This is a genomic window from Paraburkholderia translucens (assembly GCF_020881035.1).
Classification (GTDB): domain Bacteria; phylum Pseudomonadota; class Gammaproteobacteria; order Burkholderiales; family Burkholderiaceae; genus Paraburkholderia; species Paraburkholderia translucens.
The window spans coordinates 143,506-158,656 of record NZ_JAJITC010000008.1; the positions used below are offsets into that span (position 1 = coordinate 143,506).

13 protein-coding genes and 1 riboswitch are annotated in these 15,151 nt (G+C 66.5%); of the genes, 3 read left to right on the forward strand and 10 right to left on the reverse strand.

The genetic code is table 11. The features are described 5' to 3' along the window. Positions 1 to 94: 94 nt before the first annotated feature. A complete protein-coding gene (locus LJ655_RS16790) occupies positions 95 to 1,366 on the reverse strand; it encodes a UbiH/UbiF/VisC/COQ6 family ubiquinone biosynthesis hydroxylase (protein ID WP_230562370.1) in 1,272 nt (423 codons plus the stop codon). Between the two features lie 6 nt (positions 1,367 to 1,372). Next, positions 1,373 to 2,791 (reverse strand): aminopeptidase P N-terminal domain-containing protein, encoded by a 1,419-nt coding sequence (locus tag LJ655_RS16795; RefSeq protein WP_230562371.1) that lies wholly within the window; start codon positions 2,789 to 2,791, stop codon positions 1,373 to 1,375. Positions 2,792 to 3,002: 211 nt separating this feature from the next. Here LJ655_RS16795 and LJ655_RS16800 point away from each other — a divergent pair, with 211 nt between their 5' ends. Further along, positions 3,003 to 3,617: a glutathione S-transferase C-terminal domain-containing protein gene (locus LJ655_RS16800; RefSeq protein WP_230562372.1), complete on the forward strand. Its 615-nt coding sequence runs from the start codon at positions 3,003 to 3,005 to the stop codon at positions 3,615 to 3,617. Between the two features lie 78 nt (positions 3,618 to 3,695). Here the strand turns inward: LJ655_RS16800 and lnt are convergent, their stop codons facing one another. The 6 genes from lnt to miaB form a co-directional block, all read right to left on the reverse strand. After that, the gene (lnt, locus tag LJ655_RS16805) at positions 3,696 to 5,405 is read right to left on the reverse strand and encodes an apolipoprotein N-acyltransferase (RefSeq protein WP_230562373.1); all 1,710 of its coding nucleotides are present in this window, start codon (positions 5,403 to 5,405) and stop codon (positions 3,696 to 3,698) included. A 106-nt stretch (positions 5,406 to 5,511) separates the two neighbouring features. Beyond that, positions 5,512 to 6,417, reverse strand: a complete 906-nt coding sequence (locus tag LJ655_RS16810; protein ID WP_230562374.1) for a CorC family transporter — start codon at positions 6,415 to 6,417, stop codon at positions 5,512 to 5,514. A gap of 218 nt (positions 6,418 to 6,635) precedes the next feature. Further along, on the reverse strand, positions 6,636 to 7,295 hold the full coding sequence (locus LJ655_RS16815) for a gamma-glutamylcyclotransferase (RefSeq protein WP_230562375.1): 660 nt from the start codon (positions 7,293 to 7,295) through the stop codon (positions 6,636 to 6,638). 9 nt (positions 7,296 to 7,304) lie between these two features. Next, the gene (gene ybeY, locus LJ655_RS16820; RefSeq protein ID WP_230562376.1) at positions 7,305 to 7,766 is read right to left on the reverse strand and encodes an rRNA maturation RNase YbeY; all 462 of its coding nucleotides are present in this window, start codon (positions 7,764 to 7,766) and stop codon (positions 7,305 to 7,307) included. An 82-nt stretch (positions 7,767 to 7,848) separates the two neighbouring features. After that, entirely contained in the window at positions 7,849 to 8,943 is a 1,095-nt protein-coding gene (locus tag LJ655_RS16825) for a PhoH family protein (RefSeq protein ID WP_230562377.1), read from the reverse strand. Between the two features lie 52 nt (positions 8,944 to 8,995). Further along, a complete protein-coding gene (miaB, locus tag LJ655_RS16830; protein ID WP_230562378.1) occupies positions 8,996 to 10,369 on the reverse strand; it encodes a tRNA (N6-isopentenyl adenosine(37)-C2)-methylthiotransferase MiaB in 1,374 nt (457 codons plus the stop codon). Positions 10,370 to 10,698: 329 nt separating this feature from the next. Between miaB and LJ655_RS16835 the strand changes: the two genes are divergently transcribed. Further along, positions 10,699 to 11,406, forward strand: a complete 708-nt coding sequence (locus LJ655_RS16835) for a helix-turn-helix domain-containing protein (RefSeq protein ID WP_230562379.1) — start codon at positions 10,699 to 10,701, stop codon at positions 11,404 to 11,406. A gap of 140 nt (positions 11,407 to 11,546) precedes the next feature. After that, positions 11,547 to 11,730: riboswitch (FMN riboswitch) on the forward strand. A 146-nt stretch (positions 11,731 to 11,876) separates the two neighbouring features. After that, positions 11,877 to 12,596 (forward strand): 3,4-dihydroxy-2-butanone-4-phosphate synthase, encoded by a 720-nt coding sequence (ribB, locus tag LJ655_RS16840; RefSeq protein WP_230562380.1) that lies wholly within the window; start codon positions 11,877 to 11,879, stop codon positions 12,594 to 12,596. Between the two features lie 105 nt (positions 12,597 to 12,701). On the opposite strand, the gene LJ655_RS16845 is transcribed toward ribB, so the two are convergent. Together LJ655_RS16845 and glpK are read right to left on the reverse strand one after the other, a co-directional pair. Continuing rightward, complete coding sequence (locus LJ655_RS16845) at positions 12,702 to 13,388, reverse strand: HAD family hydrolase (RefSeq protein WP_230562381.1); 687 nt, start codon at positions 13,386 to 13,388, stop codon at positions 12,702 to 12,704. Between the two features lie 155 nt (positions 13,389 to 13,543). After that, positions 13,544 to 15,043 (reverse strand): glycerol kinase GlpK, encoded by a 1,500-nt coding sequence (glpK, locus tag LJ655_RS16850; protein ID WP_230562382.1) that lies wholly within the window; start codon positions 15,041 to 15,043, stop codon positions 13,544 to 13,546. Positions 15,044 to 15,151 lie beyond the last annotated feature (108 nt).

Sequence of the window (15,151 nt, forward strand, 5' to 3'; positions counted from 1 at the left end):
CGGGTTGCCGGGACTCGCCGTCCGGCCCCCGTAACCCGTTAAATCTTCTATGAAAGTCGCGCCGTTCATAGAACCGCACGGCGGCTTCTCGCGCCTAGCGGCGCTGGCCGAACATCATCTGCCGGGCGAGCGCGGTCTTCACCGGCGGCACGAATTCGAGCGCGGTCAGCGCGAGGCCGCGCAGTACCGCCAGCGGCGCGAAGTCGACGGTGAACAGGCGCGCGAGCGTATCGGTCGAGCCGATCGTCAGGCGCCGGTCGAGCGCGCGGCGCTGCGCGAAGCTCGCGAGCGCGAGCGGCGTCGGGCCTTCGGCCGACAGAGCATCGGCGAGCGCGTGCGCGTCGCGCAGGCCCAGATTGAGACCCTGACCCGCCACCGGATGCAATGTCTGCGCCGCATTGCCGATCGCGACGATGTGGCCGTTCACCAGCGTGTCGACCGCGTTGAGCCCGAGCGGGAATGATGCGCGCAGCTTGATGTGCGTAAAACGGCCCATGCGGTCGCCGAACGTGGCGTCGAGCTCGCGCAGGAACGCTTCGTCGGAGAGCTGCGCGCGGCGCGCCGCTTCGCCGGGCGCGCAGCACCAGACGAGCGCGTAGTCGGCGCCGCGCACGCCGCCCATCGGCAGCAGCGCAATCGGGCCTTGCGACGTGAAGCGCTCCCACGCGACGTGCGGCTGCGGCGCGGACACGGTGACCGTGCCGACCAGCGCGGTCTGACCGTAGTCGCGCGAGCCGCCGTTGTTCTTGCCGGGCTTGCGGGAGCCGGTGTCTTCGTCCGTGACGCTGCTCACGCTTTTCGCGCGCTTCTGGTCGCCGAACAGTCCGCCCTCGGCGTTCACCAGAATCCGCGTGCGCAAGTGCCGGGCGACGCCCGCGGTTTCGATCGGCAGCGTGACGCCGTCGGAGTCCTGAACCGGCGCGCCCGCCGAGGTCGAGCGGAACCAGTGGACGGGCGTCGCCCGCACCGCGTCGGCGAGACCGTGCACGATGGAGCCGTAGCGCAGCACGTAGCCGAGCGCGGGCAGCCCGTGCTCGCGATGATCGATCAGCGTGCGCCCGAAATGACCACGTTGCGACACGTGGATGCGCTCGATCGCGGTGGCGTCGGCGGGCCAGCGCAGCGGCTCGAGGATCATGCGGCTGCCGTGCGAGACCGCGATCGCGCGTGGATCGGCGATCGAGTCTTCCGGTTCCCGCGCATCGACGAGCGCGACCTTCAGCTCGCGCGTGACGCTGCGGCGCGCGAGCCAGCCGGCGAGCGCGAGGCCGACCGGTCCGGCGCCGACGATCGTGACATCGAAATCGAACCCCTGCTGGTGGGAGGCGGGTTTCAGGATCACCGCCGACGGAGAAGCATCGTTCATCGCGGATCAGGTCCTCGCTTCATGCGGGGCTTGATTGCCCGTCCGGGCTTCCCGCATCAGGGCTTCGATCTCGTCGGCGGCCACCGGCACGTCGCGCGTGATCAGCTCGCAGCCCGACGGCGTGACGATCGCGTCGTCCTCTATGCGGATACCGATATTCCAGTAGCGCTCGGGCACACCCTCGGCCGGGCGGATGTACAGGCCCGGCTCGATCGTCAGCGTCATCGACGCGCGCAGCGTGCGCCACGGTAGCGCGCCCGCCTCGTCGCGTGGCGCGCCGCGCTCGCGGTAGTCGCCGCAGTCGTGCACGTCCATGCCGAGCCAGTGGCCGGTGCGGTGCATATAGAACGGCGCATAGGCGCGCTCGGCGATCACGTCGTCGACCGAGGCGAACTTCGCGCGCGGCACGATGCCGGTGTCGAGCAGCCCCTGCGACAGCACTCCCAGCGCGGCCTGGTGCGGATCGTCGAAGCTCGCGCCGGCGTGCGTCGCGGCGACGGCAGCCTGCTGCGCGGCCAGCACGATGTCGTAAAGCTCGCGCTGCACCGGCGTGAAACGGCCGCTCGCCGGGAATGTGCGCGTGATGTCGGACGCGTAGCCATCGAGTTCGCAGGCGGCGTCGATCAGGATAAGGTCGCCGTCCCGCGCGATCGCGTTGCCGGCCGGGTAGTGCAGCACGCATGCGTTCGCGCCGGCCGCGACGATCGACCCATAGGCCGGGGCCTGCGCGCCGAACTTGCGGAACGTGTACAGCAGCTCGGCCTCGAGTTCGTACTCGCGGACGCCGGGGCGGCACGCCGTCATCGCGCGACGATGCGCGGCCGCAGAAATCTGCGCGGCGCGGCGCATGATCGCCAGCTCGTGGTCGTCCTTGACGAGCCGCATCTCGTCGATGAGCGGCAGCAGGTCGCGCGCGGCCGTCGGCGCGACGGTGCCGCTGCGGCTTTGCGCGCGCACCGCGTCGAGCCAACCGCGCACCTGCTCGTCGAGCCGTGCCGATGTGCCAAGCGCGTAGTGCAGCGCCGGCTTGTCGGCGATGATGCGCGGCAGCTGCGTGTCGAGTTCGCCGAACGGGAACGCGGCGTCGAGTCCGAACGCTTCGCGAGCGCCGTCGGGGCCGAAGCGGAAGCCTTCCCAGGTCTCGCGCTCGACGCTTTTCTCGCGGCAGAACAGGATCGACGCGGGCGCGCCCGGCGCGGCGCTCGCGTCGAGCACCAGCAGCGCTTCGGGCTCGGTGAAGCCGGTCAGATAATAGAAGTAGCTGTCGTGACGGTACGGGTAGTCGGCGTCGCGGTTGCGCAGCGCCTCCGGCGCGGTGGGGACGATGGCGACGCCGCCGCCCGCGGCGCGCAGCGCGGCGAGAACGCGCTCGCGGCGCGCGCGGTAGACGTCGATGGCGATGGTGGGTTCGGTCGGCTGGTTCATCGTGCGATTGTAGCGCCGCGATTCACAGGGCCCTATTTTCCGCGCCCGACATTGACCGGGTTTGTGCGGATCCCGACAGCGCGGCGGCCGAGGTCATGTTGCAATCCGCCCACAGCGGCTCGGCGGGCAGCTCGCGAAGATGCCGGGCGCACGTTCGCGAACGCCTTGGACCACTTATACTTTCGCCGGATTCAGATAAAGGCAGAAGGTCATGATGAAACTCATCGGTTCGTTTGGCAGCCCGTTCGTGCGTAAAGCGCGGATCGTGCTTGCCGACAAGAAGATCGACTATGAACTGGTGCCCGAGAACGTCTGGGCGCCGGAAACCCGGATTCACACCTTCAATCCGCTCGGCAAGGTGCCTTGCCTCGTGATGGAAGACGGCGAGGCCGTGTTCGATTCGCGGGTGATCTGCGAATACGTCGATACGCTGTCGCCGGTCGGCAAGCTGATTCCGCCGTCGGGGCGCGAGCGTATCGAGGTGCGCTGCTGGGAAGCGCTCGCCGACGGCTTGCTCGACGCGGCCGTGCTGATCCGTCTCGAAGGCACGCAGCGCGCGCCCGAGCAGCGCGTCGACGCGTGGGTCGCGCGGCAGCAGCGCAAGATCGACGAAGCGCTGATCGCGATGTCGCAGGGGCTCGGCAGCAAGCCGTGGTGCGCGAGCAATCACTACACGCTCGCCGACATCGCCGTAGGCTGCGCGCTCGGCTATCTGGACTTCCGCACGCCGGAACTGAACTGGCGCGAATCGCATCCGAATCTGGACAAGCACTTCCAGAAGCTGTCGCTGCGGCAGTCATTCATCGATACGGTGCCGAGGGACTGAGGAAGCTCGAAAGAGCATAAAAAATGCGCCTGCACGTCAGGCGCATTTTTTTTGCGGGTGGTGTATTTGACGTGGGCGCTACCGCTTGCCGTTGCGTCGCCGCACGATCCGTGGCCCGAAAGCAAAACCGAACGCGAGCAGCAGCGCGGACACCGCGAGCACCGTATTGTTGCCGCTCGTCACATAAGGCGTGCTGCCCGAGGTGCCTTGCACCGTCACGTCGAGCGAGCCGACCGTGTACGGCGTGAGGCGCCCGATCACGCGGCCGTTGGCGTCGATCGCGGCGGTCATGCCGGTGTTGGTCGCGCGCAGCATCGGCCGGCCGGTTTCGAGCGAGCGCATGCGCGCGATCTGCAGATGCTGGTCGAGCGCGATGGTGTCGCCGAACCACGCCAGATTGGTCGCGTTGACGAGCACGCCGGCGGGCGTCGCGTTCTCGCGCAGCGTGCGTGCGATCTCCTCGCCGAAGATGTCCTCGTAGCAGATGTTCACCGCGACCGGCTGGTTATGAACCATGAACGGCGGTTGCACCGGCGGGCCGCGGAAGAAGTCGCCGAGCGGAATGTTCATCAGGTTCACGAACCAGCGGAAGCCCCACGGCACGAATTCGCCGAACGGCACCAGGTGGTGCTTGTCGTAGCGGTAGATCTCGTGCGAGCCGGGCGTGACGCCGAACAGGCTGTTGGTGTAGTCGACCACGCGGCCGTCCGGCGTGACCGTGCCGCCGATCGCGCCGAACAGCAGCGCGCTGCCGGTCGAATCCGAGAACTGCCGGATCGCCGCCGCGAAGTTCGGCGGCAACTGCTGCGCGAGCACGGGGATCGCGGTTTCCGGCGTGACGATCAGATCGGCCGGCTTCGACGTGATCATCTGCCGATACTCTTCGATCGCCCCGCGCGTGCCGGCTTCCTCGAACTTCATCTCCTGTTTCACGTTGCCTTGCAGCAGACGCACCGACAGCGGCGCGTTGGCGGGTGTGGTCCATTGCACGAGCGGCAGCACCAGGCCGATCACGATCAGTGCGAGCGCGACGCCGGCGGGCAGGACGATAGGGGCGACGCGGCTTCTCGTGTTCGGATCGCGAGCTTCATCCGCACGCCCGGAGCGCCACGACGGCAGCAGCGCGAGCAGCGCCTGCACGATCAACGCGGCCGTCAGCGCGGCCATCCAGCCGACGCCGTACACGCCGACCACCGGCGCAAACCCCGCGAACGGGCCATCTACCTGTGCATAGCCGATCGCGAGCCACGGAAAACCGGTGAACACCGTGCCGCGCAGCCATTCACCGATCGCCCACGCGCTCGCGAACGCAAGCGCGCCGTGCCAGGTCGGTGAGAACGGCGCGCGCTCGTCGGCGGCGCCGTTTTGAGCATGGCCCGCGCAGAACGACCACAAGCCCGCGGCGAGCGCCGGGTAGACGGCGAGATACAGCGAGAACAGCACCAGCGCCGTGCCGGCCAGCGGCGCGGGCATGCCGCCGTAGTAGTGCATGCTCACATAAAGCCACCAGATCCCGCTCACGAAATTACCGAAGCCGAATGCGCCGCCCGTCAGCGCGGCGCTTTTCCAGCCGGTGCTGCGCGTGAGCCACGCGAAGAAGAACACGAAGATCGCGAGCTGCAGCCAGCCGCCGTGCGGCGTCGGTGCGAAGGACAGCGTATTGGCTGCGCCCGCGGCGAGTGCGACGAGGTAGTGCCAGCGAGGCAGCGCGCGGCTGCGCGTGCTGTCGTCGGCGGGAGCGGGAGCGCTCACGCCGCGGCGCGAACGGGAAGTGATCGGGTCGGCCATTGTTGCGCGGTCGGCGTCGGTAGTTGAGAAGTCAAATGAGAAGGCAAAATGCACACACAGCAAAACGCGCGGACGCGCAGGCAGTGCAAAGGCCCGCGCAGCGGGCTCAGGTTTGCACGGGCTGCGTCTCGCGTTCGCGCTGGCCCGCGAGCGGATCGCGGCGCACCAGCAGCATGTGGACCTGGCGGGCGTCGCCGCGCAGGATCTCGAAGATCAGATCGTCGAGGCGGACCTTCTCGCCACGATGGGGCACCCGGCCGAAGTGATGCGTGACGAGGCCGCCGATCGTGTCGACTTCGTCGTCCGGGTAATGGGTGCCGAAGGTGTCGTTGAACTGCTCGATCTCGGTCAGCGCACGCACGCGGAAGCGTCCGTCCGGCGACGCGATGATGTTGCCGCTTTCCTCGTCGAAATCGTATTCGTCCTCAATGTCGCCGACGATCTGCTCCAGTACGTCTTCGATCGTGATCAGGCCCGCGACGCCGCCGTATTCGTCGACGACCACCGCGAGGTGATTGCGATTCACGCGAAAGTCGTGCAGCAGCACGTTCAGCCGCTTCGACTCGGGGATGAACACGGCCGGGCGCAGCATGCCGCGCACGTCGAATTCTTCTTCGGCGTAGTAGCGCAGCAGGTCTTTCGCGAGCAGCACGCCGATGATGTTGTCACGGTTGCCTTCGTACACCGGATAGCGCGAATGCGCTTTCTCCAGCACATAAGGGATGAATTCGGCGGGATTGTCCGCAATGTTGATCGCGTCCATTTGCGCGCGCGGCACCATGATGTCGCGTGCGCTCAGTTCCGACACCTGAAACACGCCTTCGATCATCGACAGCGAGTCGGCGTCGATCAGGTTGCGCTCGTGCGCGTCCTGCAGGATTTCCAGAAGCTCGGCGCGCGAGTCGGGCTCGGGCGAGATGAAGTCGGTCAGGCGCTCGAGCAGCGAGCGCTTTTCCTGCGGTTTGTCGGGTTGGCGTCCGGTATGGCGTCGACTGGGATACGTGTCGTTCATGGTAGTGCGCCCGGCGAGACTGGGCGCGCTGTTGCAGAGCGTTAAGGATACACCAGGCACATGGCGGAACCGTGTCCCACCGGGACTGGCGACGAGCAAAGCCGGGGTAAAGCGGCCGCGCCGAAACGGCGGGGCGTGGGTCCATGCTAACCGATTACACGGGCAAAAGCGCTTGGGGGGAAAAAAGTCGCGGGTGGGGTTTTCGCGGATTCGCCGAGTCACGCCGTCCGTGTGCAGCGCGCGAGCAGCGCTTCGAGCGCGCGGTCCGGCATCCCGCTTTCGCGCAGCGCATGCACGGTGCGGCTCACGTACTCGAACGTCGTGCCGTAGCGGCCGCTCGCGCAGCCCAGCACGGTCCGGATGATGTCGTCGTGCAGCTTGCCGGTGTAGCTCGGCACGTCGCGGCGCATTACGAACGCGAGCGCATCGACACGCCGTCCGTCCGCGAGCACGCACGGCAGCCACGCGGGCCGATACGAGCCCATCGGCATTTCGCGGCGCCACAGTGCTTCGAGATGCGGCATCGCGCCGACGGCGGCGAGCCGGAACGCCATGCCCGTGCATGAGCCGCCGCGATCGAGCGCGAGCACGAGGCCGGGCTGCTCGGGCGTGCCGCGATTCACGCGTGACCACAGATAGAGGCCGCGGTGATAGCCATGCACCTTCGAGCGCATCGCCTCGACGGTGGGCAGGCCCGGGTTCCAGATCAGCGAGCCGTAGCCGAACAGCCACAGATCGCGCTCGCGGTCCCAGCCGCGCAACGTGCATTCGAGCGACTCGCGCAACTCGTCGTCCGTCAGAAGCCGCGATTCGCCGAGCACCGGCGGGTAATCCCGGCAGCGCACGGCGATATCGGCTTCGGGGGACTGGGTGCTCACGATGGATTCTTATTGATAAGGGTCGGGAAAGCCGAGCTTGCCGAGGATTTCGGTCTCGATCGCTTCCATTTCCTCGGCTTCTTCTTCGACCTCGTGGTCGTAGCCCTGTGCATGCAGCGTACCGTGCACGAGCAGGTGCGCATAATGCGCGGTGAGCGGCTTGCCCTGCTCGGCAGCCTCCTTTTCGACCACCGGGCAGCACAGGATCAGATCGCCCGTGACCGGGTCGTCTTCCGATTCGGCGTAGGCGAAAGTCAGCACGTTGGTCGCGTAGTCCTTGCCGCGATAGGTGCGGTTCAGCGTGCGGCCTTCTTCGGCGTCGACGAACCGGACCGTCAGTTCGCCATCCGCGAACAGCGCTGCCTTGATCCAGCCGGCCACCGTCGCTCGTGGCAGCAGCGCCTTGTGTTCCGGCCAGGCTTTGGCGGCGGGGAATTGCAGGTTCAATGTCAGTTTCGGGGGGCGGCTCATGCGGTGTCTATGCGTGGCGTTCGTGGCTTAGGCGTTTGTTCGCAGTGCGGCTGGTTGCGCCTCGGGCCGCGAGGCGCATCGCTCAGCGCGAATCGACCGAAGCTGGCGTTTTCTGCGCATGCGCATCGTACGCCTCCACAATTCGCGCGACTAGCGGATGCCGCACGACGTCGGCACTCGTGAAGCGCGTGAGCGCGATGCCGCGCACGTCCGCGAGCACCTGCTGCGCTTCGATGAGCCCGCTCTTGTGGCCGCGCGGCAGGTCCACCTGGGTCGTGTCGCCGGTGACGACCGCCTTCGAGCCGAAGCCGATCCGGGTGAGGAACATCTTCATCTGCTCGGGCGTCGTGTTCTGCGCCTCGTCGAGGATGATGAACGCGTGATTGAGCGTGCGGCCGCGCATGTACGCGAGCGGTGCGATTTCGATCATCTGCCGCTCGAACATCTTCGCGGTCTTGTCGAAGCCGAGCAGGTCGTACAGCGCGTCATAAAGCGGGCGCAGATACGGATCGACCTTCTGTGCGAGATCGCCCGGCAAAAAGCCGAGCCGCTCGCCCGCTTCGACCGCGGGGCGGGTGAGCACGATGCGCTTGACCTGGTCGCGCTCGAGCGCGTCGACCGCGCAGGCCACCGCGAGGTAGGTCTTGCCGGTGCCGGCCGGACCGACGCCGAACGTCACGTCGTGCGACACAATCTGCTTGAGGTACCCACGCTGCGCCGGAGTGCGGCCGCGCAGATCCGCGCGTCGCGTGTAGAGCTTCGGGCCGTACTCCTCGAAGTCGTCTTCGTTCGCATTGATATCGACGGGCTGGTCGAACGGATGGTCGGGGTTGCCCGCGAAGCGCGGGTCGCCGCTGTCGTCGACCTTGCCATTGCCGTTGCCGTTGCCGTTCGCGCGGTGGCGCGCCGGATGGCGCACTTCGACGAGCGCAAGCTGGATGTCGTCGACCGACAAAGGCTCGCGTGCGCTGTTGTAGAAGTTTTCGAGCGCGGTGAGCGCGAGTTTCGCGCCGCGCCCGCGGATGGTGATGCGGTGGCCGCGGCGCTGCAGGGTCACGTCGAGGGCCTGCTCGATCTGCCGGAGATTTTCGTCGAGCGGTCCGCAGAGGTTGGCGAGCCGCGCGTTGTCTTCGCGCGGTGCGGTGAATTCCAGATGCTGCTGCTGAGTGGTCTTCAAGGCGGTGAGTCGATCCTGTCGGTTACGGTACTCAGAATGTCGTTCGGTGCGCTCAGTGAGTCGTGGCGGCGCTGTCGTCGTGAACCATCACGAGTTCGCCACGCAGCGAGTGCGGGTACGCGTGCACGATCTTCACGTCGACCATCTGACCGATCAGCCGTGCATGCGAGGCGACCGGCGCCGGGAAATTGACGACGCGGTTGTTCTCGGTGCGGCCGGCCAGCTCGTTCGGGTCCTTGCGCGCCGGGCGCTCGACCAGAATGCGCTCGACCTTGCCGACCATCGCATTGCTGATGCGCTGCACGTTCTCTTCGATCGTGGCCTGCAAGTGTTGCAGGCGCTTGAGCTTGACCTCGCGCGGCGTGTCGTCGTGCAGGTTCGCGGCCGGCGTACCGGGGCGCGGGCTGTAGATGAACGAGAAGCTCGTGTCGTATTTCATCTCCTCGACGAGCGCCATCATCTTCGCGAAGTCTTCCTCGGTCTCGCCGGGGAAGCCGACGATCATGTCCGTCGACAGCGACAGGTCAGGCCGGATCGCGCGCAGCTTGCGGATCACCGACTTGTATTCGAGCACGGTGTAGCCGCGCTTCATCGCCATCAGGATGCGGTCGGAGCCGTGCTGCACCGGCAGATGCAGGTGGCTGACGAGCTTGGGCACCTTCGCGTAGGTGTCGATCAGGCGCTGCGTGAATTCCTTCGGATGCGAGGTCGTATAGCGGATCCGTTCGATACCTGGGATGTCCGCGACGTATTCGATCAGTGTCGCGAAGTCGGCGATCTCGGTCGAGCCCAGGGTCAGCGCACCACGATAAGCGTTCACGTTCTGGCCGAGCAGCGTGACTTCACGCACGCCCTGGTCGGCGAGGCCGGCGATTTCGGTCAGCACATCGTCGAGCGGGCGCGACACTTCCTCGCCGCGCGTGTACGGCACGACACAATAACTGCAGTACTTGCTGCAGCCTTCCATGATGGACACGAACGCGCTCGGACCTTCGACGCGCGCCGGCGGCAGGTGATCGAACTTCTCGATTTCGGGAAACGAAATATCGACCTGCGCGCGGCCGCTCGCGCGGCGCTCGTCGATCATTTGCGGCAGGCGGTGCAGCGTTTGCGGGCCGAACACGATGTCGACGTACGGCGCGCGCGCGACGATCGAGGCGCCTTCCTGGCTTGCAACGCAGCCGCCCACGCCAATGATCAGATCCGGATTCGCGTCCTTCAGCTCGCGCACGCGGCCGAGGTCGGAAAAGACTTTCTCCTGGGCTTTTTCGCGCACCGAGCAGGTGTTGAACAGGATCACGTCGGCGTCTTCCGGCGTGTCGGTCTTGACGAGTCCTTCAGCGGCACCGAGCACGTCGACCATCTTGTCGGAGTCGTACTCGTTCATCTGGCAGCCAAAGGTCTTTACATAAACTTTCTTGGTCATCGAATTTCGCCGGTCGCAGTGGTTAACCTGGGGGCGTCGTAAAAGGGTGAATGAAGCTGCGGCGCGGGGTGGCGCGGCGCACGGTGGCCGGCTTGCGCGTGTCCTTGCAGCGTAACTGCATATTATAGCCCTTCACCCGGCGGGGGTTTCGGGGCTTCCCGGTCGGTCTTGCGGCGCGCCCCGCTCGCGCAGTGCGTGAGTCGTCAGTTGCTTGTCTCCCCAATGCTGATAACAGTGTGAAGATAACTTCGTTGGGCGCGGCGAAAGCCGATGCTATCTTGCTTGCACTTACTGCTCTTGCGCCGCCGGGCGGCGCTCTGGAGGCCAATATGCATTCCCCGCTCGCGCTGGTTCGCGATCCTTCGGCCGGGGCCGATACCGACGCCGCGCCGCGCGGCGCCGAACCCTTCGATGCGCTCGAACAACTGGTCGGCGTGAATCTGGCGCGGCTGCGTGCCGAACGGCAGCTTTCGCTCGATGCGCTGGCGCGCGCATCCGGCGTGTCGCGCGCGATGCTCGCGCAAATCGAGTCGGCGCGCAGCGTGCCTTCGATCAAGGTGCTGTGCAAGGTGGCGGCGGCGCTGAAGGTATCGGTGGCGGCGTTCCTGCGGCGTCACGCGACCAATGGCTTCGAGCATCTGCCGGCCGAGCGCTCGGCGCGCGTCGTGAGCGCGAACGGGCGTTACTCGGTGCGGCCGCTGTATCCCGACGACGAGCCGATCGCCGCCGAGTTCCACGAGCTGCGTATCGCGCCGCTCCACACCGAAGCCGGCATCCGCCGCGCGCCCGGCACGACGGTGAATCTGGTGGTCAGCGACGGCACGCTCGAAGTCAGTGTGCACGACCAGCGCCAGCTGCTCGCCACAGGGGACGCGATCGTGTTCGACGCCGACCAGCCGCACAGCCTGCGCAATCCCGGCGACACCGAGGCGCGCGCGTTTCGCGTGACGCTGCGGGCGGAGACGCCGCCGCGCTGGGAAGTGCCGACTGCAGGCGTCGCGCGTGATGAAGCCGCGCGCGCAAGCGTGTCGAGTTGAGGATCGAGGGCGCCGGAGGTTCAGGCGCAGGTCGCAGCGTTGAGGCAGGTCCAACGCCGCAACCGGGGATTTTGTGGGTGTCGCGCTGCAATTCACGCGCGGCTGCTGTATGCTTCGCCGGCCGGTCGAACCGGCAATCAGTGCGTCTTCAGGGCGGGGTGAAATTCCCCACCGGCGGTAGGCCGGCAGCGCGACAGCGCGAGCCGGCAAGCCCGCGAGCGCCCGCATCATGCTGTCTTCGAAGTATTGAAGACAGCGGCGGGGTCAGCAGATCTGGTTAGAAGCCAGAGCCGACGGTCATAGTCCGGATGGAAGAAGATGTGCAGATAGTCCTGTGCGTTTCGCGACGCCCCTGCAGTTGAGGCGGCGGATGAGCGTCCGCTTTCGTGCGGCGCCCGGCGGCGCGTCTCAGTCTGTTTGCAATGCCCTGAAACGTTTCTCGCCCAACTTTTGCGATGAGCGTTTCAACCATGTCCTTTGCTACTTTTCCCGCACCGTCGACGATTGCAGACGATGCCTTCGCCGATCTCCCGCTGCTCGCCACCGAAGCCGTTCCGCCGCGTATCGCCGCCGCCTTGCAGGCGCTGCGCGAAGGTCGCGCCGTGGTGCTGCAGGACGACCATGACCGCGAGAACGAAGCCGATCTGATCGTCGCGGCCGAGCGCCTGTCGGTTGAAACGATGGCGCTGCTGATTCGTGAATGCAGCGGCATCGTGTGCCTGTGCCTGCCCGACGACAAGATCCGTGCGCTCGAACTGCCGCCGATGGCCGTCAACAACGAAAGCCGTCATGGCACCGCGTTCACGGTGTCGATCGAGGCGCGCGAAGGCGTCAGCACCGGCGTGTCCGCGCAGGATCGCGTGACGACGATCCGTGCCGCGATCGCCGATACGGCGAAGCCCGCCGACATCGTGCGCCCCGGCCACGTGTTCCCGCTGCGCGCGATGCCCGGCGGCGTGCTCGCGCGGCGCGGCCACACCGAAGGCACCGTCGATCTCGCGATCCTCGCCGGCCTGAAGCCGGCTGGCGTGCTGTGCGAACTGATGAACGCCGACGGCACGATGACGCGCGGCGCGGACGTCGAACGCTTCGCCGCGCAACATAATCTGCCGATGCTGACGATCGCGGAGCTGGTCGAGTTTCGCGAGGCGCTCGCACAGGTGCGCGAGGGCGCGATGGCCGAGGCTTGACGGGCCATCCATCCAGCGAGCGGCGCTTGACGCCATCAAGCAATGCAAAAAGCCGGTCCTTCAGAAGAAGAACCGGCTTTTTTCTTGTTCGCCTGGCGGAAACCGCTACGACTGCACGTCGCCGAACTCGCCGCGCACGCCCGCCTCGATCAGTGCCGGCAGTTCGTCCATGTGCTTCATGATCCGCGTAATGCCCATCGCACGCAGCGCATCCGCATAGCCGTCCGGTATATGGCTCGCGCCGACGAACGCGATCGTCTTCATGCCGGCCGCGCGCGCCGCGTTCAGACCCGCGACGCTGTCTTCGACGACGAGGCAGCGTGCCGGCTCGACCCCGAGCGTCTTTGCCGCGAACAGATAGACGTCGGGATACGGCTTCGGCCGAGCGACCTGCTCGGCACTGAACACGCGCTCGCCGAAAATCTGCTGCAAGCCCGCGCGCCGCACCGAAGCGCTCACGCGCGTCATACGGCTGTTCGACACGACGGCGGCCGGTAGCGTCACGCGTTGCAGCGCGTCGCGCACGCCGTGGATCGGACCGAGCGACGCGGCGAGCGCGAGCTCGACGTTGTGCTCGATCGTATCGAGGAAGTTCGCGGGCAGCGTGATGTCGAAATGCTTTTCCAGGCCGGCCAGAAAGCGCGACGTTTGCTGGCCGAAGGCGGTTTTGACGACAGGGGCGAAATCGAGGCCGGGGAAGGTGGCCGTCAGCGTGTCGAACATCACGCGATCGGCGATGACTTCACTGTCGACGAGCACGCCGTCGCAGTCACAGATGAGGTGGTCGATCATGCCTGAAGAGCGGTAGGCGCAAAGCGCGCGGGCGACGGGTTGCGGGCCCGCGCTACGTGGTGAAAAACGCCATCATACGTGCATACGTACTTTCGGACGCGGGCTTTCGCGTCGGGCCAAACCTGTTCGGGTCAAACCTTGACGAATGCGCCGCCTCAGGGCGTATCGGCCCAGGCCTTCGCCGCGCGAATCGCGCGCTGCCAGCCTTCGAGACACGTCTTGACCTCCGCATGCGGCAGCGCGGGTGTAAAGCGGTGTTCGAGCTTCCACTGGCTTTTCAATTCGTCGATGTCCTTCCAGTAGCCGACCGCGAGTCCAGCCAGATACGCGGCGCCGAGTGCGGTCGTTTCCGACACCTGCGGGCGCACCGCGTCGACGCCGAGAATGTCGGCCTGGAACTGCATCAGCAGATTGTTCGCGCAGGCGCCGCCATCCACGCGCAACTCGCCGATGCGAATGCCCGAGTCGGCTTCCATGGCCGTCAGCACGTCGAGTGATTGATACGCGATCGAATCGAGCGCGGCGCGCGCGATGTGCGCCGACGTGGTGCCACGCGTGACACCGAACAGCGTGCCGCGCGCATGCGCGTTCCAGTGCGGTGCGCCGAGGCCGGCGAACGCGGGCACGAGGTACACGCCGTCGCAATGCGGCACGCCGCGCGCGAGCGTTTCGCTTTCCGCCGCGTTCCTGATGATGCCCAGACCGTCGCGCAGCCACTGCACCACCGCGCCACCGATGAAGATGCTGCCTTCGAGCGCATAGTCGATCCGCTCGCCGATCTGCCAGGCGATCGTCGTGACGAGATTGTTCTTCGATTCGATCGGTTTGTCGCCCGTGTTCATCACGAGGAAGCAGCCGGTGCCGTACGTGTTCTTCACCATGCCGGACTCGGTGCACATCTGGCCGAACAGCGCGGCGTGCTGATCGCCGGCGATGCCCGCGAGCGGAATTTTCGAGGCGAACACGGTGGTCACGGTCGGTCCATACACCTCCGACGACGGCCGTACTTCCGGCAGCATGCCGCGCGGGATGTCGAGCGCGGCGAGCAGTTCGTCGTCCCACTTCAGCGTGTGGATGTTGAAGAGCATGGTTCGCGACGCGTTGGTCACGTCGGTGACGTGCAGCGCGCCCTTCGTGAAATTCCACATGAGCCAGCTATCGACGGTGCCGAACGCGAGCCGGCCCTGACGCGCCTTTTCGCGCGCGCCTTCTACGTTGTCGAGAATCCAGCGGATCTTCGTCGCCGAGAAATACGAGTCGATTGGCAGACCGGTCTTCGCGCGCACGCTTGCTTCGAGCCCCTGCGCCTTCAGTTCGTCGCAGAAGTCGGCGGTACGGCGGTCCTGCCAGACGATCGCGTTGTAGATCGGGTGGCCCGTTTCGCGATCCCAGACGATCGTGGTTTCGCGCTGGTTCGTGATGCCGATTGCCGCGATCGACGTGCCGTTCATGCCTGCCCGCGTGACGGCTTCGGCGGCGACGCCGGCCTGCGTCGACCAGATTTCCTGCGGGTCGTGCTCGACCCAGCCGGGATCCGGGTAGATCTGCTGGAACTCCTTCTGCGCGATCGACACGACGTTGCCGCGCCGGTCGAACAGCATCGCACGCGAGCTGGTGGTGCCTTGGTCAAGCGCGAGGACGTACTGATCCTGCATTGTCTCTTCTCCATGCGTGTTGCAGATCGCCGGATCGGCGGATCGGCGGACGGCGTTGGGAACGGCGTGTTGTTGTGAGCGGGCCGAGATAGTGTGAGGGCGCGTGCC

What these genes read in the sequence shown, in the direction of transcription:
- LJ655_RS16845 (WP_230562381.1), bottom strand. Translation starts at nt 13,388, where the DNA reads ATGATCGACCACCTCATCTGTGACTGCGACGGCGTGCTCGTCGACAGT.
- LJ655_RS16800 (WP_230562372.1), top strand. Translation starts at nt 3,003, where the DNA reads ATGATGAAACTCATCGGTTCGTTTGGCAGCCCGTTCGTGCGTAAAGCG.
- LJ655_RS16835 (WP_230562379.1), top strand. Translation starts at nt 10,699, where the DNA reads ATGCATTCCCCGCTCGCGCTGGTTCGCGATCCTTCGGCCGGGGCCGAT.
- LJ655_RS16795 (WP_230562371.1), bottom strand. Translation starts at nt 2,791, where the DNA reads ATGAACCAGCCGACCGAACCCACCATCGCCATCGACGTCTACCGCGCG.
- LJ655_RS16810 (WP_230562374.1), bottom strand. Translation starts at nt 6,417, where the DNA reads ATGAACGACACGTATCCCAGTCGACGCCATACCGGACGCCAACCCGAC.
- lnt (WP_230562373.1), bottom strand. Translation starts at nt 5,405, where the DNA reads ATGGCCGACCCGATCACTTCCCGTTCGCGCCGCGGCGTGAGCGCTCCC.
- miaB (WP_230562378.1), bottom strand. Translation starts at nt 10,369, where the DNA reads ATGACCAAGAAAGTTTATGTAAAGACCTTTGGCTGCCAGATGAACGAG.
- LJ655_RS16790 (WP_230562370.1), bottom strand. Translation starts at nt 1,366, where the DNA reads ATGAACGATGCTTCTCCGTCGGCGGTGATCCTGAAACCCGCCTCCCAC.
- ribB (WP_230562380.1), top strand. Translation starts at nt 11,877, where the DNA reads ATGTCCTTTGCTACTTTTCCCGCACCGTCGACGATTGCAGACGATGCC.
- glpK (WP_230562382.1), bottom strand. Translation starts at nt 15,043, where the DNA reads ATGCAGGATCAGTACGTCCTCGCGCTTGACCAAGGCACCACCAGCTCG.
- ybeY (WP_230562376.1), bottom strand. Translation starts at nt 7,766, where the DNA reads ATGAGCCGCCCCCCGAAACTGACATTGAACCTGCAATTCCCCGCCGCC.